The organism is Gemmatimonadales bacterium, assembly GCA_036500345.1.
Lineage (GTDB): Bacteria > Gemmatimonadota > Gemmatimonadetes > Gemmatimonadales > GWC2-71-9 > Palsa-1233.
The window spans coordinates 195,438-221,781 of sequence record DASYCE010000026.1 but is presented as its reverse complement, the minus strand read 5'-3'; the positions used below and the strand labels follow the sequence as shown (position 1 = coordinate 221,781).

26 protein-coding genes and 1 tRNA gene are annotated in these 26,344 nt (G+C 66.0%); 25 read left to right on the top strand and 2 right to left on the bottom strand.

All coding sequences use genetic code 11. The features are described 5' to 3' along the window. The 8 genes from VGM20_12245 to recN form a co-directional block, all read left to right on the top strand. The coding region (locus VGM20_12245) for a ribonuclease Y (GenBank protein ID HEY4101633.1) at nucleotides 1–419 on the top strand (419 nt) is incomplete at its 5' end. Then, a complete protein-coding gene (locus VGM20_12240) occupies nucleotides 416–1,303 on the top strand; it encodes a bifunctional 5,10-methylenetetrahydrofolate dehydrogenase/5,10-methenyltetrahydrofolate cyclohydrolase (GenBank protein ID HEY4101632.1) in 888 nt (295 codons plus the stop codon). The genes VGM20_12245 and VGM20_12240, both read left to right, overlap by 4 nt. A gap of 49 nt (nucleotides 1,304–1,352) precedes the next feature. After that, nucleotides 1,353–2,549, top strand: coding sequence for an exodeoxyribonuclease VII large subunit (gene xseA, locus VGM20_12235; GenBank protein HEY4101631.1), 1,197 nt, complete (start codon nucleotides 1,353–1,355; stop codon nucleotides 2,547–2,549). Next, nucleotides 2,546–2,773 (top strand): exodeoxyribonuclease VII small subunit, encoded by a 228-nt coding sequence (xseB, locus tag VGM20_12230; GenBank protein ID HEY4101630.1) that lies wholly within the window; start codon nucleotides 2,546–2,548, stop codon nucleotides 2,771–2,773. The genes xseA and xseB overlap by 4 nt, the downstream gene beginning before the upstream one ends. Further along, a complete protein-coding gene (locus VGM20_12225) occupies nucleotides 2,766–3,671 on the top strand; it encodes a farnesyl diphosphate synthase (GenBank protein ID HEY4101629.1) in 906 nt (301 codons plus the stop codon). Before xseB ends, VGM20_12225 begins: the two co-directional genes overlap by 8 nt. A 24-nt stretch (nucleotides 3,672–3,695) precedes the next feature. Then, nucleotides 3,696–5,582 (top strand): 1-deoxy-D-xylulose-5-phosphate synthase, encoded by a 1,887-nt coding sequence (gene dxs / locus VGM20_12220; GenBank protein ID HEY4101628.1) that lies wholly within the window; start codon nucleotides 3,696–3,698, stop codon nucleotides 5,580–5,582. Between the two features lie 5 nt (nucleotides 5,583–5,587). Next, the gene (locus tag VGM20_12215; protein ID HEY4101627.1) at nucleotides 5,588–6,451 is read left to right on the top strand and encodes an NAD(+)/NADH kinase; all 864 of its coding nucleotides are present in this window, start codon (nucleotides 5,588–5,590) and stop codon (nucleotides 6,449–6,451) included. Then, nucleotides 6,448–8,112 carry a DNA repair protein RecN gene (gene recN / locus VGM20_12210; GenBank protein ID HEY4101626.1) on the top strand — a complete coding sequence of 555 codons (1,665 nt, stop codon included), beginning with the start codon at nucleotides 6,448–6,450 and terminating at the stop codon, nucleotides 8,110–8,112. The genes VGM20_12215 and recN overlap by 4 nt, the downstream gene beginning before the upstream one ends. Here the strand turns inward: recN and VGM20_12205 are convergent. After that, nucleotides 8,102–9,655 (bottom strand): hypothetical protein, encoded by a 1,554-nt coding sequence (locus tag VGM20_12205; protein ID HEY4101625.1) that lies wholly within the window; start codon nucleotides 9,653–9,655, stop codon nucleotides 8,102–8,104. The genes recN and VGM20_12205 overlap by 11 nt on opposite strands. A 96-nt stretch (nucleotides 9,656–9,751) precedes the next feature. Between VGM20_12205 and VGM20_12200 the strand changes: the two genes are divergently transcribed. Beyond that, nucleotides 9,752–9,834: transfer RNA gene (locus tag VGM20_12200), tRNA-Leu, on the top strand. Between the two features lie 7 nt (nucleotides 9,835–9,841). On the opposite strand, the gene VGM20_12195 is transcribed toward VGM20_12200, so the two are convergent. Further along, nucleotides 9,842–10,222 carry a response regulator gene (locus VGM20_12195; protein ID HEY4101624.1) on the bottom strand — a complete coding sequence of 127 codons (381 nt, stop codon included), beginning with the start codon at nucleotides 10,220–10,222 and terminating at the stop codon, nucleotides 9,842–9,844. 76 nt (nucleotides 10,223–10,298) lie between these two features. Between VGM20_12195 and aroA the strand changes: the two genes are divergently transcribed. The 16 genes from aroA (at nucleotide 10,299) to uppS (ending at nucleotide 26,335) form a co-directional block, all read left to right on the top strand. Then, nucleotides 10,299–11,600, top strand: coding sequence for a 3-phosphoshikimate 1-carboxyvinyltransferase (gene aroA / locus VGM20_12190; GenBank protein ID HEY4101623.1), 1,302 nt, complete (start codon nucleotides 10,299–10,301; stop codon nucleotides 11,598–11,600). Then, nucleotides 11,597–12,283, top strand: a complete 687-nt coding sequence (gene cmk / locus VGM20_12185) for a (d)CMP kinase (GenBank protein HEY4101622.1) — start codon at nucleotides 11,597–11,599, stop codon at nucleotides 12,281–12,283. The genes aroA and cmk overlap by 4 nt, the downstream gene beginning before the upstream one ends. A 153-nt stretch (nucleotides 12,284–12,436) precedes the next feature. Then, the gene (locus VGM20_12180; protein ID HEY4101621.1) at nucleotides 12,437–14,206 is read left to right on the top strand and encodes a 30S ribosomal protein S1; all 1,770 of its coding nucleotides are present in this window, start codon (nucleotides 12,437–12,439) and stop codon (nucleotides 14,204–14,206) included. Nucleotides 14,207–14,546: 340 nt separating this feature from the next. Next, the gene (locus tag VGM20_12175) at nucleotides 14,547–15,284 is read left to right on the top strand and encodes a PEP-CTERM sorting domain-containing protein (GenBank protein HEY4101620.1); all 738 of its coding nucleotides are present in this window, start codon (nucleotides 14,547–14,549) and stop codon (nucleotides 15,282–15,284) included. A gap of 119 nt (nucleotides 15,285–15,403) precedes the next feature. Continuing rightward, on the top strand, nucleotides 15,404–16,957 hold the full coding sequence (locus tag VGM20_12170) for an acyl-CoA carboxylase subunit beta (protein ID HEY4101619.1): 1,554 nt from the start codon (nucleotides 15,404–15,406) through the stop codon (nucleotides 16,955–16,957). Further along, a complete protein-coding gene (locus VGM20_12165; GenBank protein HEY4101618.1) occupies nucleotides 16,957–17,961 on the top strand; it encodes a hypothetical protein in 1,005 nt (334 codons plus the stop codon). The genes VGM20_12170 and VGM20_12165 overlap by 1 nt, the downstream gene beginning before the upstream one ends. Next, entirely contained in the window at nucleotides 17,958–19,484 is a 1,527-nt protein-coding gene (locus VGM20_12160; protein HEY4101617.1) for an acetyl-CoA carboxylase biotin carboxylase subunit, read from the top strand. The genes VGM20_12165 and VGM20_12160 overlap by 4 nt, the downstream gene beginning before the upstream one ends. 23 nt (nucleotides 19,485–19,507) lie before the next feature. Then, on the top strand, nucleotides 19,508–20,716 hold the full coding sequence (locus VGM20_12155) for a hypothetical protein (protein ID HEY4101616.1): 1,209 nt from the start codon (nucleotides 19,508–19,510) through the stop codon (nucleotides 20,714–20,716). After that, entirely contained in the window at nucleotides 20,713–21,231 is a 519-nt protein-coding gene (locus VGM20_12150; protein HEY4101615.1) for a biotin/lipoyl-containing protein, read from the top strand. The genes VGM20_12155 and VGM20_12150 overlap by 4 nt, the downstream gene beginning before the upstream one ends. 117 nt (nucleotides 21,232–21,348) lie before the next feature. Further along, on the top strand, nucleotides 21,349–21,801 hold the full coding sequence (rplM, locus tag VGM20_12145) for a 50S ribosomal protein L13 (protein HEY4101614.1): 453 nt from the start codon (nucleotides 21,349–21,351) through the stop codon (nucleotides 21,799–21,801). After that, nucleotides 21,801–22,202, top strand: coding sequence for a 30S ribosomal protein S9 (gene rpsI, locus VGM20_12140; protein HEY4101613.1), 402 nt, complete (start codon nucleotides 21,801–21,803; stop codon nucleotides 22,200–22,202). Before rplM ends, rpsI begins: the two co-directional genes overlap by 1 nt. A 290-nt stretch (nucleotides 22,203–22,492) precedes the next feature. After that, complete coding sequence (gene rpsB / locus VGM20_12135; GenBank protein ID HEY4101612.1) at nucleotides 22,493–23,365, top strand: 30S ribosomal protein S2; 873 nt, start codon at nucleotides 22,493–22,495, stop codon at nucleotides 23,363–23,365. Nucleotides 23,366–23,479: 114 nt separating this feature from the next. Beyond that, on the top strand, nucleotides 23,480–24,328 hold the full coding sequence (gene tsf, locus VGM20_12130; GenBank protein HEY4101611.1) for a translation elongation factor Ts: 849 nt from the start codon (nucleotides 23,480–23,482) through the stop codon (nucleotides 24,326–24,328). Further along, nucleotides 24,328–25,038: a UMP kinase gene (gene pyrH, locus VGM20_12125; GenBank protein ID HEY4101610.1), complete on the top strand. Its 711-nt coding sequence runs from the start codon at nucleotides 24,328–24,330 to the stop codon at nucleotides 25,036–25,038. Before tsf ends, pyrH begins: the two co-directional genes overlap by 1 nt. Beyond that, nucleotides 25,035–25,586: a ribosome recycling factor gene (gene frr, locus VGM20_12120; GenBank protein HEY4101609.1), complete on the top strand. Its 552-nt coding sequence runs from the start codon at nucleotides 25,035–25,037 to the stop codon at nucleotides 25,584–25,586. The genes pyrH and frr overlap by 4 nt, the downstream gene beginning before the upstream one ends. Next, entirely contained in the window at nucleotides 25,586–26,335 is a 750-nt protein-coding gene (gene uppS / locus VGM20_12115) for a polyprenyl diphosphate synthase (protein HEY4101608.1), read from the top strand. The genes frr and uppS overlap by 1 nt, the downstream gene beginning before the upstream one ends. Nucleotides 26,336–26,344 lie beyond the last annotated feature (9 nt).

Genomic DNA, 26,344 nt, shown 5'->3' with positions numbered 1-26,344 from the left:
ACGTGCAGCTCGGGGTCGAGGTCGCCCGCAAGCACGGCGAGTCGGCTGCGGTGATCAACTGTATCGAAGCTCACCATGATGATGTGGCGCACGACAGTGTCGAATCGGTACTGGTGCAGGCTTCGGATGCGATCAGCGGCTCGCGGCCGGGCGCACGCCGCGAAGCATTCGAGAGTTACGTGAAGCGGCTGACCAAGCTGGAGGAGATCGCGGGAGGATATCCCGGGGTCGACAAGACCACCGTGATCCAGGCCGGCCGCGAAGTGCGCGTCATCGTGAAGCCGGATCAGATCAACGACAGCGACGCGCAGCTGCTTTCCGAGACGATCGCACGCCGGATCGAGAACGAGCTCCAGTATCCGGGACAGATTCGCGTCACCGTCATCCGGGAGACGCGCGCGTCGGACATCGCGAAGTGACCGCACGGATCATTGACGGCGCGGCCATTGGCGCGGCGATCCGACGCGACGTGGCGCAGCAAGTCGCAGACCTCACGCGTCGCGGGACGGTCCCCGGCCTCGCGGTCGTTCTGGTCGGCGAGGATCCCGCGTCCCAGGCCTACGTCCGCGCCAAGGCACGGGCGTGCGGAGAAGCGGGAATCCGCTCCGAGGTCGTCACGCTGCCGGCGAGCGCTACCTCGGAGCAGCTGTTCGATGTTATCGACGGCCTCAACGCGGACCCCGCGGTCCACGGCATCCTCTGTCAGCTGCCGGTCCCGGCGCACATCGACAGTGCGGCAATCCTCACCCGGATTGATCCGGCCAAGGACGTGGACGGTTTTCATCCGATCAATGTCGGAAAGCTGGTCCTCGGCGATCCGACGGCGCTCAAGCCGGCCACGCCGTCCGGCGTGCAGCAGCTGCTGGTGCGAAGCGGTATCGAGACGCGCGGCGCTCACGCCGTGATCGTCGGCCGGTCTCACCTGGTGGGACGGCCGCTGGCGAACCTGTTGAGTCAACCGGGTGCCGGTGGCGATGCGACCGTGACGCTGGCGCATTCGCGGTCGCGCGACCTCGAGGCGATCTGCCGGAGCGCCGACATTCTGATCGTTGCGATCGGCCGGCCGGGCTTCATCACTGCGGGCGCGGTGCGCCCCGGAGCGACCGTGATCGACGTGGGGACGAGCCGGGTCGAGGACCCGTCGCAGCCGCGCGGCTACCGGCTCGCCGGCGATGTGGCGTTCGACGAGGTGGCGGCGGTCGCGGGCGCGATCACGCCGGTCCCGGGTGGCGTCGGCCCGATGACGATCGCGATGCTCCTGGTCAACACGGTCCAGGCGGCGCGGGGAACGGCCAACGGATGAGCACTATAGTATCGGTAGATATAGCGGCCGTTCCGACGCGGACGCCGGCATGACCATGGCCGACGAAGCCTGGTCCGTGTCGCGACTCGCGCGAACGATCAAGCGCGCCGTCGAAGCAGAGGCGGCGCCGATCTGGGTCCGCGGGGAACTGACCGGCGTCAAGCGCTATCCGAGCGGCCACTGGTATTTCTGCCTTCGCGACACCACGGCGAGGGTCGACTGCACCCTCTGGCGCGGGGCGGCTGGTCAGCTGCGGGCACCGCTCACCGACGGAATGGAGGTCTTTGCCCTCGGCAGCGCCAATGTCTGGGAAGAACGGACCGCGCTGCGATTCAACGTCACCCAGATTCTCCCGGCGGCCGCGATCGGGGCGCAGGCGCAGGAAGTCGAGCGCATCAAGCAGGCGCTTCTCGTCGACGGGTTGCTCGATCCCGGGCGCAAGCGCCGTCTCCCCGAGTTCGCGGTGCGCGTCGCCGTCGTCACCTCGATCGCCGGGGCGGCGGTTCACGACGTGATCACCGTCGCGCGCCGGCGCTGGCCGTCGGTGGAAGTCCTGGTGGTCAACAGTGCAGTGCAGGGAGAGGGCGCGGCACAGGAGCTTGTGGCGGCGCTGTCGATCGTGTCGCGCCTCGAGCGGATCGATTGCTGCATCATCGGCCGCGGCGGCGGCGGTCGCGACGACCTCGCCGCATTCAACGACGAATTGCTCTGTCGCGCCATCGCCGCCTGTCCCGTTCCGGTGATCAGCGCGGTCGGGCACGAGGTGGACGTCACGCTCGCTGATCTTGTCGCGGATGTTCGGGCGGCGACTCCGTCACAGGCCGCGGAGTTTGCCCTTCCGGATCGCCGCGATGTGGCGGCGCGGGTCGACGGGCTCAGAACGGGGCTGCACCGCGCGCTCACGCTGCTGGTTTCGGCACGGCGCAATCGGATGGAACGGACTCGCGATCGATTGGTGGCAGCACTTCTCGATCAGGTTCGTGGCGCCGAGCGCGGCTTGCTCAACGCGGCATCGCGGCTCGGTCCGGTGATGACGCGTCGCATCGATCGCCACCGCGCCGCGGTCGGGCGCCTCGCTGCACAACTGCACGCGCTGTCGCCGGTCGCGGTCCTGGGCCGCGGCTATGCGTTGGCGCGCGACCAGTCGGGAAAGGTCCTGTCGCACCGCGCCGATTTTGCGGCGGGCCAGCGTTTCACGCTCACTGTCGCCGACGGCTCCATTGCGGCGCACGTGGAGGAATCATGAGCGATGCGCCGTCGCTGAGCGACGACCTCAAGCGCCTCGAAGAAATCGTCCGCCGACTCGAAGACGACACGCTCGATCTCGACGCGGCGCTGGCACTCTTCGAAGAAGGCGTCGGCCGGCTCAAGGCCGCGGAATCGCGCCTGACCGATGCGGAGATCCGGGTCCGGCAGGTGGTCGAAGACTCCTCCGGCGGCACGCTCCGGTTCGAACCGCTGGATGGATGACGGCGCCGACGCGCTCGGCCTCCTTGCCGAAGCGCGCGACCGCATCGACGCCGAACTGGCCCGCTGCGCCGACCGGCTCCGCGACACTGTCGCAGGCGTCACCGGCGAAGCGCTCGCGTACGCCCTTCGCAGTCCGGGCAAACGCGTCCGGCCGGCGCTGGTGCTGGCGGCCTACCGCGCCGCCGGTGGTACCTCGCCGGCGATCGCGGGCGTCGCGACCGCGGTCGAAATTGTTCACACCTATTCGCTGGTCCACGACGATCTCCCCTGCATGGACGACGACGACATGCGCCGCGGACGCCCCACGACGCACCGCGCCTTCGATGTAGCTGTCGCTACGCGTGTCGGATATCTCCTCGTCCCCGTGGCGGCGGAGACGCTGGCAATGGCGAGCGCTGCGCTCGGCCTCGACGACCGCGCCGCCGGTGCGCTCGCCACGGAGCTCTTCGACGCCGGCGGAATTCGCGGCATGGTCGGCGGCCAATGGCGTGACCTCGAAGCCGAACATCGCCGCCTGACCCTTCCGGAACTCACCGCAGTGCATCGTGGCAAGACCGGGGCGCTGATTCGCGCCGCTGCCGTCCTCGGCGGCATTGCGGCAAACGCTCCGCCCGAGGTGCTCGAAGCGTTGCGACGGTACGGCGAGGAGATCGGGTTGGCGTTCCAGGTCGCGGACGACGTTCTCGATGCCACCGGAACCTCCGAGGAACTCGGCAAACCTGCGGGGCGCGATGCGGCGCTCGCGAAATCGACCTATGTCAGCGTCCTTGGCGTCGACGCGGCACGCACCGAGGCGCTGCATCACGAGCGTCGCGCCGTGGCCGAACTCGCGAACGTTTCAGTTGCGACCGCGTCGCTGGCCGCACTGGCGCGGTATATTGTGACGCGACCGTCCTGATTCTTCACCATCACGGGAGCCGCCGTGTCCCTGCTCGATCGCATTCAGGGTCCAGCCGACGTCAAGCAACTTCCCCGAGAGCTCCTGCCACAGCTGGCACAGGAAGTCCGTGATCGGCTGATCGATTGCGTCTCCGTCACCGGGGGGCACATCGGTGCCTCGCTCGGTGTTGTCGAACTCGTCATTGCATTGCTGCACGAGTTCGATTCTCCGCACGACAAGGTGGTCTGGGATGTCGGGCATCAGGCGTACGCCTGGAAGTTGCTGACTGGACGGAATGCATCATTTCCCACCCTGCGCACCACCGGAGGAATCTCCGGGTTTCTCAAGCGGGATGAAAACGAGAACGACCAGTTCGGCGCCGGCCATGCCGGAACCGCGATGTCCGCTGCCCTCGGCATGGCGACCGCCCGCGACCTGCACGGTGACGACTACAAGGTGATTGCCATCGTCGGCGACGGCGCGCTCACCTGCGGTCTCTCCTACGAAGGTATGAACAACGCCGGGCATTCCGACCGCGACATCCTCCTCGTCGTCAACGACAATGGCATGAGCATCTCGCCGAATGTCGGCGCGATCGCCAAGCGGCTCGGCGGGATCGTCGCCGACCCGCGGACCGACCGCCTCCGCGAACGGATCAAGCGGCTCACCGTCAAGCTCGGCACGGTCTTCGGCGACGGCGTCGTCGATTTTGCGCGCAACGTTGAAGAGTCGGTCAAGAACCTCTTTTCGCAGGGAATGCTCTTTGAAGAGCTCGGCTTCCGCTATTTCGGCCCGATCGACGGACACGACGTCGAGAAGCTGTGCGAGACGTTCGCCTTCGTCGGTCCGATGCACGGCCCGCGCGTGGTGCACGTGCTCACCGAAAAGGGGAAGGGATTTTCGTTTGCGGAGGCCAATCGCGAGAAGTGGCACGGCCTCGCGGCATACGATCCCAAGACGGGGGAGGCCCGCAAGAAGCCGACCGGGCCGCCGACGTGGACCCAGATCTTCGGCGACACGCTCACGACGCTCGCCGAAGAGCATGACGACGTGGTGGCGATCACGGCGGCGATGCCGAGCGGGACCGGGACGAACATCTTCGCGAAGCAGTTTCCCGATCGGTTTTTCGACGTCGGCATCGCTGAGGGTCATGCGGTGACGTTCGCCGGGGGGCTCGCGACCCAGGGGATTCGACCGGTGGTCGCGATCTATTCCACCTTCCTGCAGCGTGCATATGACAATGTCATCCACGACATCGCGGTCCAGCGGCTGCCGGTGCTCTTTTGCATGGATCGCGCAGGGCTGGTGGGCGAGGATGGTCAGACACACATGGGGCTGTACGACATCGCCTACATGCTCGCCGTTCCCGGAATGACGGTAGCGGCGCCCAAGGATGCGGACGAGCTTGTCGGATTGATGCGTACGGCGCTGGCGCACGACGGACCGTTCTCACTGCGGTATCCGCGCGACAAGGCCCCGACCGATCCGAGTCCGATTGCGAGCGTCGAGCCGATCCCATACGGCAGCTGGGAGCAGCTCAGGCCGGGAAGCGGCATTGCGATTGTCGGGACGGGGACGATGGCGTTGCCGGCGCTCGACGCGGCGGAGTTGCTCGCGAAGGAAGGGATCGATGCAGCCGCGATCAACGCACGATTCATCAAGCCGATGGATGAGGCAATGATCGCCGAACTGGTTCGCGCCTGTCGCGTCCTGGTGACCGTCGAGGAAGGGACGGTCGTGAACGGGTTTGGCGCCGCGCTCGCGCGTCGATTGCAGGAGAGCGATCCCGATGTTCGCGTCGTGGCGATGGGGGTCGCCGACGAATTGATGTTGCAGGCCCCGCGCGGCGACCAGCTGGCCAGGCAGGGACTGACCGCCGCCGGGATCGCGGAGCGCGTCCGCTCGCTTGTGGTGCCGGCAACCGCCTGAATTCGATGCGTATCGGCCTGGTCGGCAATCCGCGCTACCCGGGGCTCGAATCGGCGCTCGCTGAAACGACCAGGCTCGCCTCGGTAAATCGGTGGGTGCTGTCTGCGCCGGATGACCTCGCCGCGCTCACTGCCGATCCACTTCCCGCGCTCGACGTCGATGCCATCGACCTTCTGGTCACCTTTGGCGGCGACGGCACTTTGCTGCGTGGTGCGCGGCTTCTTGGCGGTCGCACTGTGCCGATTCTGGGAGTCAATTTCGGCCGCGTCGGCTTTCTCACGTCGGTGGCCCGGACCGGCTTTGGCGGCGCGCTCGAGGCGTTCGGCCGCGGAGAGCATCGCCTCTCGGTACGCACGGCGCTGCACGCGACGCTTCAGAACGAAAATGGTGCGCCGGCCAGCGAACACCTCGCATTGAACGACGTGGTGCTGCACAAGGGCGGAGTCGCTCGCGTGGTGCGATTCCAGGTGATGATCGACGATGAGCCGATGGGGCCGGTGTCGGGGGATGGCGTCGTCATCGCCACACCGACCGGATCCACCGCGTATTCGCTCAGCGCCGGCGGTCCGATCGTCGTGCCGAGTCTCGACGCGATTGTCGTCACGCCGATCTGCGCGCATTCACTGGGAGTGCGGCCGCTCGTTGTCCGCGGCGATGCCACGATCCGCGTCGAATCGGTCGACCCCGAGGCACGCGAACTGCTGGTGTCATTCGACGGACAGGAAACCGCACCACTCGAAGTTGGCGGCCGGATCGAGATTGTCGCGGCCCCGGGGAAGGTGGTCCTCGTGCGGTTCGGCGAATCGGGCTTCTTCCACACGCTGCGCGAAAAGCTCCAATGGGGTGATCTCTCCGATCGAGAGCGATGACCCTCACCTCGCTCCGGGTGCGCGATCTCGCCACCATCGACGACGTCTCGCTCGAACTCGGCTCCGGGCTCAACGTGCTCACCGGCGAGACCGGCGCGGGGAAGTCAATGCTGGTCGACGCCCTGGCACTGCTGCTGGGCGATCGCGCCGACCGTGCCGCGATTCGTCCCGGTGCGACCCGCGCGGTCGTCGAAGGGGTCGTCGATCCGGTGCCGACTGCGGCGCGCGCAGCGCTTGATGCACACGGCGTCGACGTCGCGGATACGCTGGTCATCCGTCGCGAGATCAGCAGCGAGGGACGGTCGAGGGCGTGGGTCAACGGGTCACCGACGACGATCGGCGTCCTGGCCACGATCGGCGAATCGCTCGTGGACCTGCACGGACAGCATCAGACGATCCAGCTGCTCGACGCGCGAGCTCAGCGAGCCCTCCTCGATGCATTTGCGCGCGCCGAGCCGATTCTCAAGTCCGTCGCGGCAGCGTTTGCCGAGTTGACCGCGCTGCGGGAACAGGAGCGGGACCTGGCGACACGCCGCGACGACGCCGAACGGCGGGCAGACTGGTTGCGGCATGTGGTCGCCGAAATCACTGCCGCCAGAATTCGCGTTGGCGAAGACGAGGAGCTCGACCGCGAAGCGGCGCGCCTCGGGCAGGCGGGCGCACTGGCGGAGCAGGTCGGTCGGATCCGTACCGCACTCGAGGATGAGGACGCCGGCGCCCGGGCCGCACTCGATCGAGCGGAACGCGCGCTCCACGCATTGCAGCGTATCGACGATTCCGCACGGTCATGGCAGGACCTTCTCGATAACGCCTACGCTGCGCTCGACGAGCTGACGCAGCGCAGCGATGAATATCTCGGCACCCTGTCGGAAGACCCTGATCGGCAGGCGCACGTGGAGCGGCGGCGCGACCTGCTGCAGGAAGTGCGACGCAAGCACGGAGCGACGCTGCGCGACGTCATCGCGACGGGGGACGCGGCTCGGGCCGAGCTCGACCTGCTCGACACCGCGGCGCTGGACCTTCGCGGCATCGCTGCACGAATCGCTGGTGCGGAGCGCGGACTTGCCGCGGTGGCACGCGAACTGACCACGTTGCGCACGACGGCGGGTGCGCGCCTCTCGAGAGAGGTCAACCGGCTGCTGCCGCGCCTCGGTCTTGCCGGCGGTGAGTTCGCCGTGGTGCTCACACCATTGGACCAGCCCGCGCGGGACGGCGCTGAGCAGGTCGTCTTCACCGTCAGGTTGAATCGAGGGATGGAGGCAGGGGCCCTCGCCAAGGTCGCATCTGGCGGAGAGCTCTCACGGCTGATGCTGGCCCTCAAGGTGGTCCTGGCCAGACAGGACGCGGTGCCCACACTGGTATTCGACGAGATCGATCAGGGGATCGGTGGTGAGGTGGGAACTCGTGTCGGCGAGGCGCTCGCCAGGGTCGCCGAGACACATCAGGTGCTGGTGATCACCCACCTGCCGCAGATCGCCGCTCGGGCCGATCGCCATCTCATGGTGGCGAAGGCAACGCGAGGCGGGGTGGCGACCAGCGACGTCTCCGTGCTGCATGGGGAAGACCGGATTCTTGAACTGGCGCGCATGCTTGGCGACCCCGACAGTGACGCCGCGCGGCGGATGGCCGCGACGATGCTCGAGGCTCACTTCACCGCTTGAGCAGCGGCCGGTAGATTCGCAGGTAAACCCGTGACGTCAGCGCGACCGGCAGAATCCCGGTGCCGCTCGCGATCGTCCGTTCAATCGACCATCCTGCTTCCACCGGCGACCCGACGTGCCCATCGCGTCCGACACCGTCGTGCGAATACGCCAGCCCGATCCCCACTACCAGCGCATTCGCACTGCTTCCCACGTCGAGAACCGATGCACTGACCCCCGGAATCGGCGCCTGGCCTGAGAAGTACGAACTGCTCGAGCCACCGCGCCGCCAGAACTGCACCACGCCGGCGAACGCGAGATGCGGCGCGAACCGGAAGAACGGTTGCGCGGTGATCGCCATGCTGTCGCCCGGCTGCACGGTGACCGCGGCGAGGAATGATGCCGGCACCAGCGGCGCATCCGGCGCAGTCACTCGCTCCACATAGTTCGCCGCGAGCTCGTGCTGATATGTCGCCGTGGCGCGGAGGCCTAGGTGACGCGCTCCGATCTCGGCGATCCCGTCGACCAGCCCCGCCGGACTCTTGCTTCCGGTCGGTTGTGCCAGGAGGATTGACTGGTCGGCCACCGTTCCATTGGGGAAGCGCGCCGCGACGCGGATCCAGGCTGCCTGATGCGTCGCGCTCGAATGTGAAGTTCGATCGACGAGTTGGATGGCGACGCCCGCCGTCATGTCGCCGAGGCCGTAATGCGGAAGGCTGTTCAGCGTGGAGAAGCCGAAGCCACCCTGTGAACCGAGTACCGAGCCGAACTCATCGCTGGTCAGCGTGGCCGACGGCAACGCCGGGACCGTGTTGAGGTCGGCGACGCCGAGCTGATTCGACAGCGTCGATTCCAGTGTCGTGATCGCACCGAGCAGTTGAGTGGCGGCAGGGTCGCCGCTCACCGGCAACACCGCACTGGCGTGGATCGGATCGGAGAGGAGCGAGAAGAGCGAACCGCGGAGCGACGAGGCCCGCGTCAACGTCTGCTGGGCGAGGGCCAGCGTCGCGGGATCGCCGGCGAAGTCTCCGTCGTGGATCCTGGTCGAGAGCGAGGTCAGCGCGGCATCGAACTGCGAGAAGAACGTCGTCGCCTGCTGCTGGCCCGCCGACGTACCGAGGATGGTATTCGCCGGATTGATCCCGACACGACTGGTGCTCGAATCGAACGCCAGTGCCACGCGGTTGCGCACGTAGACGATCGGAATCGTGCCGAAGAGGGTAATGCGCCGGGTCAGGCCGAGCGCGAGGCCGATCTCGCCGACACCGTGTTCGCGTGCCGCCACCGCGGACACGCCGCCGAGCGAAAGGCCGGTAACCGACTGCCCGGTGATCTGTGACAGCGATCGCTGGAGCGAACTCACCATCCCGTTGTCGGTACCGTCCAGCATCGAACCGATTGGCCGCGTGCCGCCGTCGTCACGGAAGTCGTTGCTGGGGTAGAACGCGCCGTTGACATCGACCCGCAACAGCCCCGATGGGACGGTGATCATCGGCAGCTGCGCGGCGAGCGCCGCCGGCGCGAGCAACAGCGCTGCGATCGCAGATCGGAGGGGGCGGATCATCCCGCCAAAAGTAGTCCGGTCAGGATCGGCGCTGACGGTTGAAGTGCACCGTATCATTCCGGGGAGCCGGACCGATGGGTATGTTCGGGAAGCGACGCTCGGGTGACGGAACGGTAGACGTAGGGGACTTAAAATCTCCAGGGGGCAACCCCGTGCGGGTTCGAGTCCCGCCCCGAGCATCACGGTTCATCCTTCCAGCGGATCTTTCCCCTCGAGCGCCAGCCCGACCTGATCGGGAAAGCGCCGGATGTCGATCGGCTTGCTGATGTAGCCATCGAATCCTGCCGCCAGCGCCTTTTCCTTGTCTCCCGCCATGGCATTCGCGGTGAGGGCGATCACGCGCTGGTCGCGAAACTGCGAGTTCCGGATCTCCCCGACCAGCGTGTAGCCATCCTTCCCGGGCATCTGGATGTCCATCAGGATCAGGTCCGGCCGCTGTGCCCCCAGTCGGTTGAAGAGATCATCGCCGCCGATGATTCCCGTGATCTCGTGTCCCTTGAGGCGGAGCAGGGTAGAGAAAAGCTTCATGTTGTCGGGGCTGTCTTCCACGATCAGGATCGATGCCAAGGCTCCTCCACCTTCGGGCTGCGCCGGTTGTTCCCTGCGAGCGGGAAAGATACGATTCCGCGGCCCGATTCACCTGTTGCCACCCGGGAGCATCGACCTGAGCAAGCCCACGACCGTCGTCCGCGGGATCCACCGTGTTCCCGGCGACAAGAGCATCACCCATCGCGCGCTGATGATGGCGTCGCTGGCGCGCGGGCGTTCGGAGATTCGTGGCGCCCTCACCTCGGACGATGCGCGGTCGAGTGCCCGGGTCCTTCGCCAACTTGGCAGCGCCATCACGCCGCTCCGGCCGGGCGCGCTCGTTGCGGTCACTGGACGCGGCGCCCTTCGGGCTTCCGCGGCGTTGCTCGATTGCGGAAATTCCGGCACCACAGCGCGACTCCTACTTGGCACGGTCGCGGCGCATCGCTTCGAGTCGACACTTACCGGTGATCGATCGCTCAGGCGCCGGCCGATGCGCCGGGTAACCGACCCGCTCGTCGCGATGGGGGCGCGAGTCGTGCAGGCCGGCGCAGAGACACTCCCCCTCACGATCGCCGGAGGATCGCTGCATGCGCTGCACTGGACCCTTCCTGTTGCCTCGGCGCAGGTCAAGAGTGCAATCCTCCTTGCCGGTGCCGTCGCAGGAGTCGAAGTCACACTCGACCAGCCGGCCGCCTCCCGCGACCACACCGAGCGGATGCTGCGCCACTTCGGATATTCGGTGCAGGAGCATGCGTCACGGGTGATACTCCGCCCCGGCGGGGCGTTCGTTCCGTTCGTGCTCGACGTTCCCGGTGATCCATCATCAGCAATCTTCCTCGCCGCGGCTGCTGCGTTGGCGTCACGCGGCGAAATCGCGATCGAAGCGGTCGGCCTCAATCCCTCGCGCATCGCGTTCATCGATATCATGAATCGGATGAATATCCGGATTCACGTCGAAGAGATGCTCGACGCGGCGGGCGAGCCGGTGGGAACGATCGTCGCGGCGGCGAGCGACCTTGTGGCGACCGACATCCGCGCCGCGGAAACGCCCGGCGTCATCGACGAAATTCCGATGCTGGCATGCCTCGCTTCGCGTGCACGAGGGACGTCGCGTCTTGCCGGCCTGGCCGAACTTCGGGTCAAGGAAAGCGATCGCCTGGCGCTCGTTGCGAACAATCTGCGGAACGTGGGAGTCGAAGCTGCAGTCGACGGCGATGACCTCATTGTCGCCGGCACCGACGTTCCGCCCGTCGGTCGCGTCGTGACTCACGGCGATCACCGCATCGCGATGGCGTTCGCCGTCCTCGGCACGCTCCCCGGCGCCCGAGTGACCATCGACGACCGTGCCTGCGCATCGGTCTCCTTTCCCGGCTTCGACGCTGCGCTCGCGGCACTGTTCGGGGGACCGCGATGAATCTTCGAGTCCTGGCGATCGACGGGCCGGCTGCGTCGGGCAAGTCATCCACCGCGGGGGCGGTGGCGGAGCAGCTCGGATGGGTCCATATCGATTCCGGTGCGCTCTACCGTGCGCTCACCTGGGTGGCGGTCCACCGCAATCTCGGCGAGGCTCCGGCGATCACTGCCGCCGCGGCTGCGATGCAGGTGAGGTTGCAACCGGCGCGTGCCGGATTCGAGGTGCACGTCGATGGCCTCGATGATGTCGAAACCGCGCTGCGCTCGCCGGAGGTCAACGCCCGCGTCTCCCGCATCGCCGCGATGCCGGCGATCCGGAACTGGGTCAACGACCGTCTCCGCGATGCGGTGATTCGGCATGGCCCTGCTGTTGTCGACGGGCGCGACATCGGCACGGAAGTCTTTCCGGACGCCGCCGTAAAGATTTTTCTCACGGCCACGCCTCAGGCCCGCGCAGCACGACGCCTCCACCAGCTGCACGGCGCGGTCGATCCACTTCTCCTGGCCGGCGAAGCACTCAGGCTCACAGAACGCGATCGGCTCGACGAGGGGCGCGCCGTGGCACCGCTCCGCCGTGCACCCGATGCCATCCTCGTCGATACGACGTCGCTCACCTTCGAGCAGCAGGTTGACCAGATCGCCACACTGGCCCACGAGCGGCTCGGGAAGGCGCCGTCAAGCTGAACACCGCGGTCTGTAGTATTCCTCTCTGACGTTGCAATTTCTGAATAAATGAATATTTTATCGGGTTCCCCGGAAACCGCTTCCGGGGCCGAGGAATGCTCCTCACACCGCGTCATCGTGCGCGGTTTCCCGCTGGCGCAGGACCTTCCGCACATGCCCGTTTCCACTGATACCATTTCGCCTTCACATCTCGAGACCGCCACCGGCCTCCGCGTCCGCGCCGATCTGTACGATGAGGACTACTCGGACTCCGAATATCAGGACATGCTCGCCCTCTACGAGGGGACGATGTCCCAGATCGTCGAAGGCGAAATCGTCAAGTCGAAGGTTCTCCGGATCACCGACAACGCCGTCATCCTCGACGTCGGCTTCAAGTCCGAAGGTTCGGTGCCGCTCGATGAATTCAAGGATCCGCAGAACCTGCAGGTCGGCGACGAGGTCGAGGTCTTCCTCGAGCATCTCGAGGATCAGGAGGGGGCCGTTGTTCTCTCCAAGAAGAAGGCCGACTTCATGCGCGTCTGGGAGAAGATCCGCCAGGCGCACGAGAGCGACCAGCCGGTCGAAGGCACCTTGATGAAGAAGATCAAGGGTGGTGTCGTCGTGAACCTCATGGGTGTCGACGCATTCCTGCCGGGATCGCAGATCGCGCTCCGTCGTGTCCCGAACATCGACGAACTCCTCGGCCAGACCTACGAGTTCAAGATCATCAAGCTCAACAAGCGGCGCCGCAACATCGTCGTCTCGCGCCGCGTGATTCTCGAGAACGAACGCGCGCACAAGCGCGAGCACCTGATGAAGGAGCTCGAAGTCGGTCAGGTGCGGAAGGGCATCGTCAAGAACATCACCGATTTCGGTGCATTCATCGATCTCGGCGGCGTCGACGGCCTGCTGCACATCACCGACATGTCCTACGGGCGCGTCTCGCACCCGAGCGAGCTGGTCGCCATCGGCAAGGAAGTCGAGGTGAAGATCCTCGACATCGACTGGCAGCGCGAGCGGATCTCGCTCGGCATGAAGCAGCTGCAGTCGTATCCCTGGCAGAACGTGGCGGAGAAGTATCCGGTCGGATCGCGCGTGCAGGGGAAAGTGGTCTCGATCACCAACTACGGCGCCTTCGTCGAACTCGAACCGGGGATCGAAGGGCTGGTGCACATCAGCGAGATGAGCTGGACGCGCAATGTGCGGCACCCGAGCAAGATCGTCTCGATCGGTGAAACGATCGACGCCGTGGTGCTGAAGGTCGACGAGAGCGAGGAGAAGATCTCGCTCGGCATGAAGCAGACCGAGCAGGATCCGTGGATGATCCTCCCGCTCAAGTATCCGGTCGGAACCCGCCTCAGCGGCAAGGTGCGCAACCTCACCTCGTTCGGCGCCTTCGTCGAAATCGAGCCGGGAATCGATGGACTGATTCACATCTCCGACATGTCATGGACCAAGCGAGTCCAGCATCCGTCGGAAGTTGTGAAGAAGGGCGACTCGGTCGATGTCGTGATCCTCAACATCGATGCCGAGAACAAGCGGATTTCGCTCGGACTCAAGCAGGCGACCGAGGATCCGTGGCTCACGATCGGCGAGCGCCTTCCGGTCGGAACCGAGTTGCGCGGCACCGTCCTCCGTCCAGTCGACAAGGGGATTGTCCTCGATCTCGGCAACGACATCGAAGGCTTCGCCCCGGTGTCGCAGATGGGGATCGGGACCGACCAGAATCCCGAAGACGCTGTCGTCACCGGCCAGCAGGTGATCACCAAGATCCTCGAGGTCGACCCGATTCATCATCGCGTCGTCGTCGCGATCATCGATTACCCGGCCGACGGCATTCCGGAGCCAGGCTCGATTCCGGTGACGCCGGTGCCGCCGCCGGAAGACGATGACACCGAAGGGTACGAGCAGTACAAGGAGCTGGCGAACAAACCGATCGAGTAGTTCGCGCGGCGTATTGCGGGAAGGGCCGGTTCTGCACGAACCGGCCCTTGTCGTGTTCGCCATCGATCGTCGATCCCGGCGGGCCGATTGTATTGATCGATCAATGGAGTTTGTGCCGCCCTTCCGCGACAGTGGCCGTAGCATCGCCGCCGCATTGCACTGCTGCCTTTGGGTTGCAGAGTCAAACAATCCAGCGACATTCGCGCCCAAATCCAGTGATTTCGCCACATCGACAGTTGATGACAGGGGGTGACAGGATGGTCCGGATCCTGCGTTTGATCGATGTGTCGCAGACTACCCGCGGCAACGCACTCATCATCGCAGACCTCCGGAGCCGACCATGAAGCTGTTCGCGCCAATCACCGCGATCGCGCTGGGCGCCGTGGCGATCACCACGCCACTGACCGCACAGAACGTGACCACCAACGGCGATTCGCCGGTGAATGTCGGCTCGCTCCCCGGATTCCTGACGCAGTTCAAGCAGGTCGGTGGCATGACCGTCGACTGGACCTTCTCCGATGGCACCGGAGGATCGGGCACCTGGGCGTCGCTCGGATCCGGCACTTGGGGTGTTGTCGGTTCGGATTTTTCGCTCACGGCGCACGGAAGCGATCAGGCGTATTTCTCCCTGTGGTCGCTGGTCACCGACAAGGACCTGCAAAGTTTCGGAATCGACGCGCTGGCCGGCAACGCCGTGTTTGATGTCGACAATTTCCCGACCGTCGGCACCCTGGGCAGCAGCTACGGCCAACAGTTCAATTACTGCGGCGGTGTCTTTCTTGGCATCTGCTACTCCGATACCACCGATCACTGGAACACCCTTGCGACGTACTACAACCCGGTCGGCGTCAGCGGCAATGCGCCGGTCGGCGATCTCTACGGCGCGCTGGTCGTCGCGTTCGGCGCCGATACGCCGTTCGAGGGCCGAGTGAAGTTCCAGCAGGACCTTGATCAGGCCAACGACATCGAGGACGATCCGAGTTTCCCGCAGGAAGAGACGCCGGAACCCGCGACGATGTCGCTCATGGCGATGGGGCTTGTCGGGCTCGGCGCAGCGGGCCGCCGCCGCCGGCGCTGACCCCGGCCCGGTTCGCCCATCGTGCAGGTCGGGGCGGCCCCCATTCGGGCCGCCCTTTCCGTTCCTGTGGCGCGCGGGGCGTTTGCCGCCGCCCGCTCCTGCGATAGACTTCCCTGTACATGACGAACATCCGGACGCGCCTCGACGACCTGCACCACCGGCAGGCCCAGGCGGAAGTTGGCGGCGGCGAGGCCCGTGTCGCCCAGCAGCACCGCAAGGGGAAGCTCACGGCGCGTGAGCGTCTCGACTTGCTGCTCGACCCCGGCTCGTTCACCGAACTCGATCGCTTTGTCACCCACCGTACCACCGACTTCGGCATGGGCGAGAAACGACCACTCGGTGACGGCGTGGTGGCCGGATGGGGGAGGATCGACGGACGGCTGGTCTACATCTTCTCACAGGACTTCACCGTCATCGGCGGGTCGCTGTCGGAGACCAATGCCGCGAAGATCTGCAAGGTGATGGATCTCGCCGTACGAAACGGCGCGCCGATCATCGGTCTCAACGATTCCGGCGGGGCGCGGATCCAGGAAGGAGTCGCGTCGCTTGGCGGCTACGCCGACATCTTTCTGCGCAACACGCTGGCGTCGGGCGTGGTCCCGCAGATTTCGGCGATCCTCGGGCCGTGCGCCGGGGGTGCCGTCTATTCACCCGCACTCACCGATTTCGTCTTCATGGTGCGGGGCGTGAGCTACATGTACGTGACCGGTCCGGATGTCGTGAAGACCGTGACACACGAAAAGGTCTCGCACGACGAGCTCGGTGGTGCCGACATCCACGGCGAGACGTCTGGCGTGGCGCAGTTCGTCCATCCGACCGAACCGGAATCACTCCTCGCGCTCCGGACCCTGTTGGGATTTCTCCCGTCGAACAACGTCGATGATCCGCCGGCGGGTCCCGGAAGTGATCCTGTCGACCGGCGTGAGGAGCGATTGCTCGACGTGATGCCCGATCTCCCGTCACGTCCCTACGACATGCGTGAAGTCGTCACGCTGGTCGCGGATGACGGCGAATTTTTCGAGACGATGGCGGCGTTCGCGGGAAATATCCTGACCGGGTTTGTCCGGCTTGGCGGCCGCTCGGTCGGTATCGTCGCCAATCAGCCGGCAGTACTCGCCGGTGTGCTCGATATCAGCGCGTCGGTCAAGGCAGCACGGTTCATCCGCTTCTGCGATGCGTTCAATATTCCGCTGGTTTCGTTCGTCGATGTTCCGGGGTTTCTCCCCGGAGTCGGTCAGGAGCACGGCGGGATCATCCGCCACGGTGCCAAGCTCCTTTACGCCTATTGCGAGGCGACGGTGCCGAAGCTCACCGTGATTACGCGGAAGGCGTACGGCGGCGCCTACGACGTGATGAGTTCCAAGCACATTCGCGGCGACGTCAACCTGGCGTGGCCAACGGCCGAAATCGCGGTCATGGGTGCGAAGGGCGCGGTGGAAATCCTCTATCGCGAAGAGATCGGGAAAGCGGCCGATCCGACGGCCGAAATCGCCGACAAGACCGCCGCGTATGAGTCCCGGTTCGCAACACCGTACCAGGCCGCTGCCCGTGGCTACATTGATGATGTGATCGATCCGAGGGACACCCGCCCCCGGCTGATCGATGCACTGCGGACCTTGTCGACCAAGCGCGACCGGAACCCGCCCAAGAAGCATGGATGTATTCCATTGTGATGACCTCGATATCGCGATCGTTCTTCGGATTCCTGACCCTTGCGCTTGCCGCTGCTGCTGCGCTGCCGGCGCAACAGACGCAGGTCGACGCCGTGGCCATGGCCGCAGGCGTGATCCAGCGTGCGCAGGAGTACGTCGGCAAGGGTCAGAGCGACTCGGCGACCGACCTGCTCGGTCAGCATCTCATGCAGCGGCCGAACGATGGCCGGGCATGGTTCTATCTCGGACGCATCTATCTCGAACAGGCGCAGGCGTGGCACCGCGCCGGCCATCGACCCGAGGCCTCGGGCGGCCTCCTCCTCGATTTTGCCAGCACGTCGTTTGAACCTGCGCAGCAACTGCTGGTCGACTCGGCCGGCGTCTTCCGCGTCATGGTAGCGGTCGAGCGCGGCACGCTGCGCGTCGAACGAAATGGCTGGGATTCGTTGGCGAGTTGGCATCCCGAAGCGGTCGACCTTCCGCTCCCCCCGGTCCTTCTCGAACTCGGCCGGAATCTTCTCGAGTCGTGTCCCAGGAACGGCGTGCTGGTGACGTCTTCGCTGGTCGAGACGGCGTCGGCGTGGGGGGCGCGGCTGCAGGGCACCCGCGCCGATCTCATCCTCCTTCGCCCCGACGTCTATCGCGCCGACGGTCGGTACCGGGCGGCGATGGCGCGCACCATCGGCGCCGATTCAGCTGCCGATCTTCCTGCCGCGCTGGCAAGTGCTGCGAAGAGCCGTCCGGTGTGTCTCACGCCGAGCGTCGACTCGGTCGCAAGCCCGGACTTGCAATGGCACGCGTCGCGCATGGTGCTCAGCACCGTCGCGCCGCCTCCGCCGCCGGCCTGGCAGACGCCGCTAAGCGTGTTTCAGTTCGGACGCACCGGACTCACTGGTTCGGTCTGGACCATTGCGGCGCGCGACGCCTACGATCTCGCCGCGCGCCGCAATCACGGGCTGTGCTCCTCGCTTTTCGTCAACACTGACGCACTGACTCTCCCCGCCATCGCATCCTGCGCCCCGTGACGGCGCCGGAGACGCCGCGCGTGCTCATTGCCAACCGCGGTGAGATCGCGCTCAGGATCGTTCGCGCCTGCCGCGACGAAGGGCTCGAGAGCGTCGCGGTCTATTCGGACGCCGATCGTCACGCGCCGTTCGTGCGCGCGGCCGATCACGCCGTGCGACTCGGACCACCGGCGCCGGCGGAGAGCTACCTGCGGATTGACCGCCTCCTCGATGCGGCGCGCGAGAGCCGTGCGACGATGGTCCACCCGGGATACGGCTTTCTCTCCGAGCGCGCGGCGTTTGCCAACGCAGTCACCCAAGCCGGGCTGATCTGGATCGGGCCGCCAGCATCGGCGATTGCTGCGATGGGAGACAAGACCGCGGCGCGTCGTCTGATGGCGCACTCGGGCGTTCCGATCGTGCCAGGACTGACCACGCCGCTCGGTGATCTGTCGGAGGCGATCGCTGCGGCGGCGTCGATCGGCTACCCGGTCCTGGTCAAGGCGGCGGCGGGCGGCGGCGGGAAGGGGATGCGCGTCGTGCGCGCGGAAGGCGACCTCCTCGCAGCAATGTCGGCGGCGACGAGTGAAGCACTCAAGGCGTTCGGCGACGGCAGTATCTATCTGGAAAAGTTCATCGAGCGTCCGCGGCATGTCGAGATCCAGGTCCTCGCCGATCACGAACGCACGATTCACGTGGGTGAACGCGAATGTTCGATTCAACGGCGTCACCAGAAACTGGTTGAGGAATCACCGTCGGTTGCCGTGGACGCCACACTCCGCGAGCGCATGGGTGTGGCTGCAGTTGCTGCTGCGGTCGCCGTCGGGTATCGGGGCGCCGGCACCTGCGAGTTCCTGCTCGCCGCTGACGGCACCTTCTACTTCCTCGAGATGAACACCCGGATTCAGGTGGAACATCCGGTCACCGAAGCGGTCTACGGCGTCGACCTGGTCCGCGAACAGCTCCGCATTGCGCGCGGGATGACGATGTCGATTGCGCGCGGTCCGCTGGCGCCGCGCGGGTGGGCGATCGAATGTCGCATCACCAGCGAAGATCCCGCCAACGGCCTGCTCCCCAGCGCCGGGACGATCCACTGGATGCGTGCCCCGGCGGGACCGGGGGTGCGGTGGGAGAGCGGTGTCGAGACCGGCTCAGAGCTCACCCTCTTCTATGACTCGATGATCGCCAAACTCATCGCATACGCCGCGACGCGACGCGAAGCGATCGCCGTGATGCAGCGGGCGCTGACCGAGCTCGCCATCGTCGGCGTCGCAACGAACGCACCGTTCCATCGGCAGCTTTTTGCCGATCGTGATTTCGTCGACGGCGCCATCGACATCCAGTTCCTCGACCGCCGCGCCGACTTGCTGACGGCGCCGACGGATGAACGGACCATCACGCGGCTGGCGATCACGGCGGCGTGGCTCGCTGAAGAGCGCCGCACGTCACGGCGGCCGGTTCCCCCGCTCGCCGGAAGCGCTCCCGATCGCCACGCGGCACTCAGCGACTGGGCCCGCGCAGGACGGCGCGACGCGCTCCTGTGACATCGGAGGGAACCGAGGTCACGGTGCGCTCGCTCGCCGGCGGCGGGGACGGTGTCGCGACGCTGGATGATGGACGGGCGGTCTTCATCCCTCGCGCCGCCGCCGGCGACCGGCTCCGGCTCCGATCGGTGCAGCTCCACGCGCGGTACGCTCGCGCCGCCATCGATGCAGTGATCGTTGCGGGTCCCGGACGCGTGGACCCGCCGTGCCCGCATTACATCAACGATCGGTGCGGCGGGTGCCAGCTGATGCATCTTGACGCGCCGACGCAGCGTGCGGCCAAGGCACGCATCGCCGGCGATGCGCTTCGACGCATCGGACACGTCGAGATCGACGATCCTCCGGTGGCGCCACCTCCCGATCCGTTCGCGTACCGCACCCGGATCACATTGACGATCTGGCGCGGACTTCTCGGATATCATCCGTTGCAGGACGCGGTGCGCGTCTTTGACCTGCATGACTGCCTGATCGCGCGACCCGAAATTCGCGAAGTGCACGCGGTGGTGCGGAGCCATCGTTCGCTGCTCCCGGGCGATGGGACCCGCGTGGCGTTCCGTCTCGACCGCGACGGCGGGCGGCACGTTGTCGTGAGCACGCCGGAAGGGGCCTCGGCGTGGACCGGCGCCAAGACACTGCATCGCGCATTGAGTGATGCCGGCCTTGCGGTCTGCATCTGGTGGCATCCGGCGGGCGGGCGGCCCCGCGCCCTCGCAGGCGCCGAGACGCCGTGGCCGGCGACGGTCTTCGAACAGGTCCATCCCGCGGTGGGAAATCAGGTTCGTGCGGCGGCGATCGAGGCCCTCGGCGAGATCGGCGGGCAGGTCGCGTGGGATCTGTACGCAGGAATCGGTGAGACCACGGTTGCACTTGCCGCCCGCGGCGCCATGGTGGTGAGCGTCGAACGTGATCGTGCGGCGGTGGCTCTGGCTGTCACCCTCGGACCGGCAGGCCCCGATCGGCGTACCGGGAGTGTGGAGGAGGTCATCGCGACCCTCCCGGCTGCGACCATAGTGGTCACGAATCCGCCTCGGACTGGTATGGCGGCGTCGGTCACCGATGCGCTCACCGCGTCCACGGTCTCGACGATCGCCTACATCTCCTGTGACCCGGCGACGCTCGCGCGCGACCTGCAGCGCCTCGCACCCCGGTTCCGCGTGCGTAGTGTCACGGCGTATGATCAGTTCCCGCAGACAGCGCATCTGGAAACTCTCGCCATCCTGGAGCAGCGGTGAAGTACATCGTGACGATCGGTGACCGGAGCGTGGCGGTGGAGCTGGACAGTGACGCGGTTCGTGTCGACAGCCGGCCGGTCGAGGCGCGAGTCGAGCGAACCCGGGGCACGCCCGAGCTCCGGGTGGTGATCAACGGCGACGCCGCCACGGTCGCACTCGATCGCGTCGACGGGATCTCGATGCGGCTCGTCGACGGCGGGGCGGTGCGCGAGCTTTCGGTGGAGGACGAGCGGAGCCGACAGATCCGCCTGCTGGTCGGCGCCGGCAAGGCGTCGGATGGCCACGCCACCCTGAAGGCCCCGATGCCCGGTATGGTTCTGCGGGTGCACGTCAAAGCCGGTGATACGGTCGCCGTCGGGACGCCGCTCCTGGTACTCGAGGCGATGAAGATGGAGAACGAGTTCAAGGCCGACGCCGCAGGGACGGTGCGCGCCGTCCTGGTGGAGGCCGGGCAGGCGGTGGAGAAGGGGGCCAGGCTCCTCGAACTGGGCCCCGCCGAGGCTGCCGGGGAGTGATCTGCTGGCCGGGACCGTTCTCGCGAGGGTCCACTTGCCCCAATCGCTTGCTGGAGGCTAACTTGGAGGGCTACTTCAGACAGCCGTTCCAGAGCATTTGATGGGGATTCGCGGGAAATGAAGACTTTCAGCGCCAAGCATTCGGACTTGCAACACGACTGGCATGTGATCGATGCGACCGACGTTCCGCTCGGCCGCCTCGCAACGCACGTGGCGCAGTTGATTCGTGGCAAGCACAAGCCGACCTTCACGCCGCACATGGACGGTGGCGACTTCGTCATCGTGCTCAACGCGTCCAAGGTCAAATTGACCGGGCGCAAGGCGAGCCAGAAGGAGTACTTCCGGCACACCGGCTACATGGGTCACGATCGCTACACGGTCGCCGAAGATCTCCTCGCCAAGCACCCGGACCGGGTGATCGAGAAGGCCGTCTTCGGCATGCTGCCGAAGAATTCCCTGGCGCGTCAGAAGATGCGCACCAAGCTCAAGGTGTACGGCGGCGCGGAGCATCCGCACGAAGCCCAGCAGCCGAAGCCGATCACCATTGCCACCAAGGCGAAGACCAACTGATGGCCGCTTCTTCCGAATTCCGCTGGCAGGCGATTGGCCGCCGCAAGACGAGTGTTGCCCGGGTCTATCTCACGCCGGGCACTGGCAAGTGGGACGTCAACGGACGCACTCTCGGTGATTATTTCCCCCGGCCGTCGCTGGTGCAGCACATTCAGCAGCCGTTCACCGCGACCGACACGCTCGGCACCTTTGATGTGATGGCGCATGTGGACGGTGGCGGTGTGGCAGGCCAGGCTGGCGCAATGCGCCACGCCGTGGCGCGTGCACTGGTCGCAGCCGACCCGCAGCACCGCGCCAAGCTTCGCCCTGCCGGCTTGCTGACGCGCGATCCGCGCGCGGTGGAGCGGAAGAAGCCGGGCCGGCCGGGCGCGCGTAAGCGGTTCCAGTTTTCGAAGCGCTAAACGCTTCGAAAACTGCCCTGAGCGAGATCGCGTAGCGATCGAGTCGAAGGGCCCGCTGGCCCAGCATTGGTTTGAGCTTGTTAATTCGAAGGGCCTGCTGCAGACGAATTGCCTTGTATTGCACTACATGACCGCGGGCCGACGGAGCTGCACCGGTCGCACCACACACGCACGCCGCCGTGGCGTGCGAAGCTGCTCGCCGCCGGATGCGTTCGCGGGTGCCCTGTCGGGTCGTGATCGCAGCAGATGGACGGCGTAGCGTACAACCCACAGTTCAGGAGCTGTTTCGCGTGGCCATTCCTACACTGCAGGACCTGCTCGACGCCGGCACGCACTTCGGTCACCAGACCCGCCGGTGGAATCCCAAGATGCGCCGCTTCATCTTCGCCGAGCGCTCGGGGATCTACCTCATCGATCTGCAGAAGACATTGAAGCAGCTGCAGCAGGCGGCCGATCTCCTCAAGCAGGTCGCGCTCAAGGGCGAGAACATTCTCTTCGTCTGCACCAAGCGCCAGCTCAAGGCCGTGGTGGAGTCCGAAGCGCGCAACGCCGGCTGTCACTTCGTGACCGAGCGCTGGCTCGGCGGCACCCTCACCAATTTCCAGACGATCAAGAAACAGATTCGCCGTCTGCGCGATCTCGAACAGGGTGCGCAGGAAGGCGATTTCGAGAACTACACCAAGAAGGAACAACTCCTCTTCGAGCGGGAACGCGAGAAGCTCTCGCGCAACCTCGAGGGGATCAAGATGATGGGGCGGTTGCCGGGCGCACTCTTCGTGGTCGACGCCAAGAAGGAGAAGATTGCGGTCCAGGAGGCGAACCGGCTGGGCATTCCGGTGGTCGCCATCGTCGACACCAACGCCGACCCCGATGTCATCAGCGTGCCGATTCCCGGCAACGACGACGCCATCCGCAGCGTGTCGCTGATCACCGGCGCGCTCTGCGAAGCGGTGCGCGAAGCCCGCGCCCAGATGCCGGTGCGCGATGTGGCGCTCGATGAGGAAGCCGAGACCTACTCCGCGGGCGAAGGCGACGGAGCGTCGGAAGAGGATCGCAAGAAGCGCCGCCCCCGCCGCAAGCGGAAAGCGCGCCCCGAGGCAATCGCCGCGCGGCTCAAGCATGACGCCGGCGGATCGAGCGAGGGCGGCGACACGCTGGCCTGATCGGCCGGCCGTTCGAGGAATCGGGACGACCGGCGGCTGCGCCGGATGCCGACAGTGCCGCCGCCCACCTCCGGGCGGCGGTTTTGCAACGAGAACCCGTTAGACTACGAGCCGATGACCGCAATGACTATCAGCACCAAGGACATCTCGGAGCTCCGCGCCCGTACCGGCGCCGGGATGATGGATTGCAAGAAGGCGCTGGAAGAGGCCAACGGCGACATGACGATGGCGGGCGAAATCCTCCGCAAGAAGGGGATCGCCAAGGCCGAGAAGCGCGCCGGCCGCGACGCGTCGCAGGGACTCGTCGTGATCGAGAGCGTTTCCGACCGCGGCGCGATGATCGAGCTGAATTGCGAGACCGATTTCGTCGCGCGGACCGACGGCTTCCAGATGCTGGCGCAGCGTCTCGCTTCGCACGCCCTCGAGTCGAGTCCGGTCGGTGTCACGCTTGATGGCTTCCTCGCCGAATCAATCGACGGCAAGTCGATCGATCAGCTGATCAAGGAAACCTCCGGCACGACCGGCGAAGCGATGACGCTCAAGCGGGTCGCAAGGTTCGGCGCCGCCGCGGGTGCCGTTGGCGTCTATCGTCATCACAACCGACAGGTCGGTGTCATCGTCGAACTGAACGGTGCCGCTGACGACGCCGCGATGGCGCTTGCCGCGGAAATTGCGCTGCACATCGCATCGGCGGATCCGATCGCCGTCACCTCCGCCGACATTCCGGCGGAGCTGCTTGATCGTGAGCGTCGCATCGCCGAGGAGCAGGTGGCGCAGGAAGGGAAGCCCGAAGCGATCCGCGCCAAGATCGTCGAGGGAAAGGTCCGCAAGTTCGCCGCCGAGCGCGCCCTGGTCGATCAGCCGTTCGTCAAGGATGAATCCGTCACGATCGGGCAGATGCTCGGCCGGATCCCCGGTGCCACGGTCGCCCGCTTCGCCCGCTTCAAGGTCGGCGAAGTCTGATGACGCAGCCCTACCGCCGGGCGTTGCTCAAGATTTCCGGCGAGGCGCTCGCCGGCAACAAGGGCGGTGGGCTCGACTACCAGGTGATGGGCACGCTCGCCGGCGAGATCAAGCAAGTACATGAGATGGGGGTCTCCCTCGGTCTCGTCGTCGGCGGCGGCAATATCGTTCGTGGTGCGGCAGCCAGCGGGCACGGGCTCGATCGCGTCTCCGCCGATTACATGGGGATGCTTGCCACCGTCATCAATTCGCTCGCGCTGCAGAACGTCCTGGAATCGCTCGACGTGCAGACCCGGGTGCTGACGGCGATCCGGATGGAGTCGCTGGCGGAGCCGTACATCCGCCGGCGCATGATGCGCCATCTCGAAAAAGGGCGGATCGTGATCTTCGCCGGCGGGACCGGCAACCCGTTCTTTTCAACTGATACCGCGGCGGTGCTGCGCGCGCTGGAGATGGAAGCTGAAGTGGTGCTCAAGGCGACCAACGTCGACGGCGTCTACACCGCCGATCCACGGACATCCCCCGATGCCAAGCTCCTCTCCGAGATCACTTTCCAGGAGGCGCTGGTGAATGGCTACGCGGTGATGGATGCCAACGCCTTCGGCCTCTGCCAGGCGAACAAGCTCCCGATCGTCGTCCTCAACATCAACCAGCCTGGCGCCATCGCCCGCGTCCTCAGCGGCGAACGCGTCGGCACCCTCGTCCGATGACACTCCCCGAACTGGTCAAGACGGCGCACGAAGGCATGCAGAAGGCGGTCGAGAATACCCGGCGCGAATTGCAGGGGATCCGCTCCGGTAAGTCCTCGCCGCAGCTGCTCGACACCGTCCGCGTCGAAGCGTACGGCGCGCACGTGCCGCTGGTGCAGGTGGCGATGGTGAGTGCTCCTGAGCCGCGGATGCTCACCGTGCAGCCGTTCGACAAGAGCCTGTCGGTCGCGATCGAGAAAGCGATCCGCGACGCCAATCTCGGCCTCAATCCGCAGTCGCAGGGAAACCTGATTCGGGTGCCGCTGCCGATGCTCTCCGAAGAGCGGCGCAAGGAATTGGTGAAGATCTGCGGCAAGCTGGTGGAGGAGGGACGCGTCGCGGTGCGGCAGGCGCGCACCGATGCGATGGCGCGAATCAAGAAGACCGAGCGGGTGCCGGAGGACGAGAAAACCCGGGCCGAGAAGGAAGTCCAGAAGCACACCGACGAAGCCATTCATCAGATCGAAGCACAGCTCAAGGCGAAGGAAGCCGAAATCCTCGAGGTGTGATGACTGCCGACACGTCGCCACGGCTGGAGCAACTTCGTCTCAACGGCAGCATCCCGCGACACATCGCCATCATCATGGATGGCAACGGGCGTTGGGCGCGAGACCGTGGCCTGCCGCGAAGCGCCGGCCATCAGGCAGGGATGACCTCGGTCCGCGAAAGCGTCGAGGGCTGCCTGCAGGCTCGCGTGCCGGTGCTGACGATCTTCGCCTTCTCACAGGAAAACTGGCAGCGCCCCGCGTCGGAAATCGAAGCGCTGATGGCGCTCCTCGAAGAGTACATCGCGATCGAAGCGAAGGAGCTGCGCGACGAAGGTGTCGCGGTGCGGATGCTCGGTGACCTCTCGAGACTGACGCTGTCCGGGCGGAACGCCGTCGATCAGATCGAGTCGCTCACCGCGGGCGGCAGCGCGTTGGCACTGAACGTCTGTCTCTCCTACTCGTCGCGGGCGGAACTGACCCGTGCTGCCCGGCATCTCGCTGAACGCGTTCGCCAGGGCGAAATCGAACCCGACGCCATCGACGAAGCTGCGATGGCCGCCGAGTTGTACACGGCAGAGTGGCCGGACCCCGATTTGCTCATCCGCACCTCAGGCGAACTCCGGGTTTCGAACTTCCTGCTCTGGCAGCTTGCCTACGCCGAATTCCATGTGACTGCCGTGCATTGGCCGGATTTCACGCGGGAAGAACTGTTCGAGGCAATCCTGGACTACCAGCAGCGCGACCGGCGTTTCGGTCGCGTGAGCGCCTGAGGCAACGTC

Excerpts from the sequence above, each read along its gene's own strand:
- xseA (HEY4101631.1), top strand. The coding sequence starts at position 1,353 with ATGACCATGGCCGACGAAGCCTGGTCCGTGTCGCGACTCGCGCGAACG.
- xseB (HEY4101630.1), top strand. The coding sequence starts at position 2,546 with ATGAGCGATGCGCCGTCGCTGAGCGACGACCTCAAGCGCCTCGAAGAA.
- VGM20_12225 (HEY4101629.1), top strand. The coding sequence starts at position 2,766 with ATGGATGACGGCGCCGACGCGCTCGGCCTCCTTGCCGAAGCGCGCGAC.
- VGM20_12215 (HEY4101627.1), top strand. The coding sequence starts at position 5,588 with ATGCGTATCGGCCTGGTCGGCAATCCGCGCTACCCGGGGCTCGAATCG.
- recN (HEY4101626.1), top strand. The coding sequence starts at position 6,448 with ATGACCCTCACCTCGCTCCGGGTGCGCGATCTCGCCACCATCGACGAC.
- VGM20_12205 (HEY4101625.1), bottom strand. The coding sequence starts at position 9,655 with ATGATCCGCCCCCTCCGATCTGCGATCGCAGCGCTGTTGCTCGCGCCG.
- cmk (HEY4101622.1), top strand. The coding sequence starts at position 11,597 with ATGAATCTTCGAGTCCTGGCGATCGACGGGCCGGCTGCGTCGGGCAAG.
- VGM20_12180 (HEY4101621.1), top strand. The coding sequence starts at position 12,437 with ATGCCCGTTTCCACTGATACCATTTCGCCTTCACATCTCGAGACCGCC.
- VGM20_12175 (HEY4101620.1), top strand. The coding sequence starts at position 14,547 with ATGAAGCTGTTCGCGCCAATCACCGCGATCGCGCTGGGCGCCGTGGCG.
- VGM20_12170 (HEY4101619.1), top strand. The coding sequence starts at position 15,404 with ATGACGAACATCCGGACGCGCCTCGACGACCTGCACCACCGGCAGGCC.
- VGM20_12165 (HEY4101618.1), top strand. The coding sequence starts at position 16,957 with ATGACCTCGATATCGCGATCGTTCTTCGGATTCCTGACCCTTGCGCTT.
- rplM (HEY4101614.1), top strand. The coding sequence starts at position 21,349 with ATGAAGACTTTCAGCGCCAAGCATTCGGACTTGCAACACGACTGGCAT.
- rpsI (HEY4101613.1), top strand. The coding sequence starts at position 21,801 with ATGGCCGCTTCTTCCGAATTCCGCTGGCAGGCGATTGGCCGCCGCAAG.
- tsf (HEY4101611.1), top strand. The coding sequence starts at position 23,480 with ATGACCGCAATGACTATCAGCACCAAGGACATCTCGGAGCTCCGCGCC.
- pyrH (HEY4101610.1), top strand. The coding sequence starts at position 24,328 with ATGACGCAGCCCTACCGCCGGGCGTTGCTCAAGATTTCCGGCGAGGCG.
- frr (HEY4101609.1), top strand. The coding sequence starts at position 25,035 with ATGACACTCCCCGAACTGGTCAAGACGGCGCACGAAGGCATGCAGAAG.
- uppS (HEY4101608.1), top strand. The coding sequence starts at position 25,586 with ATGACTGCCGACACGTCGCCACGGCTGGAGCAACTTCGTCTCAACGGC.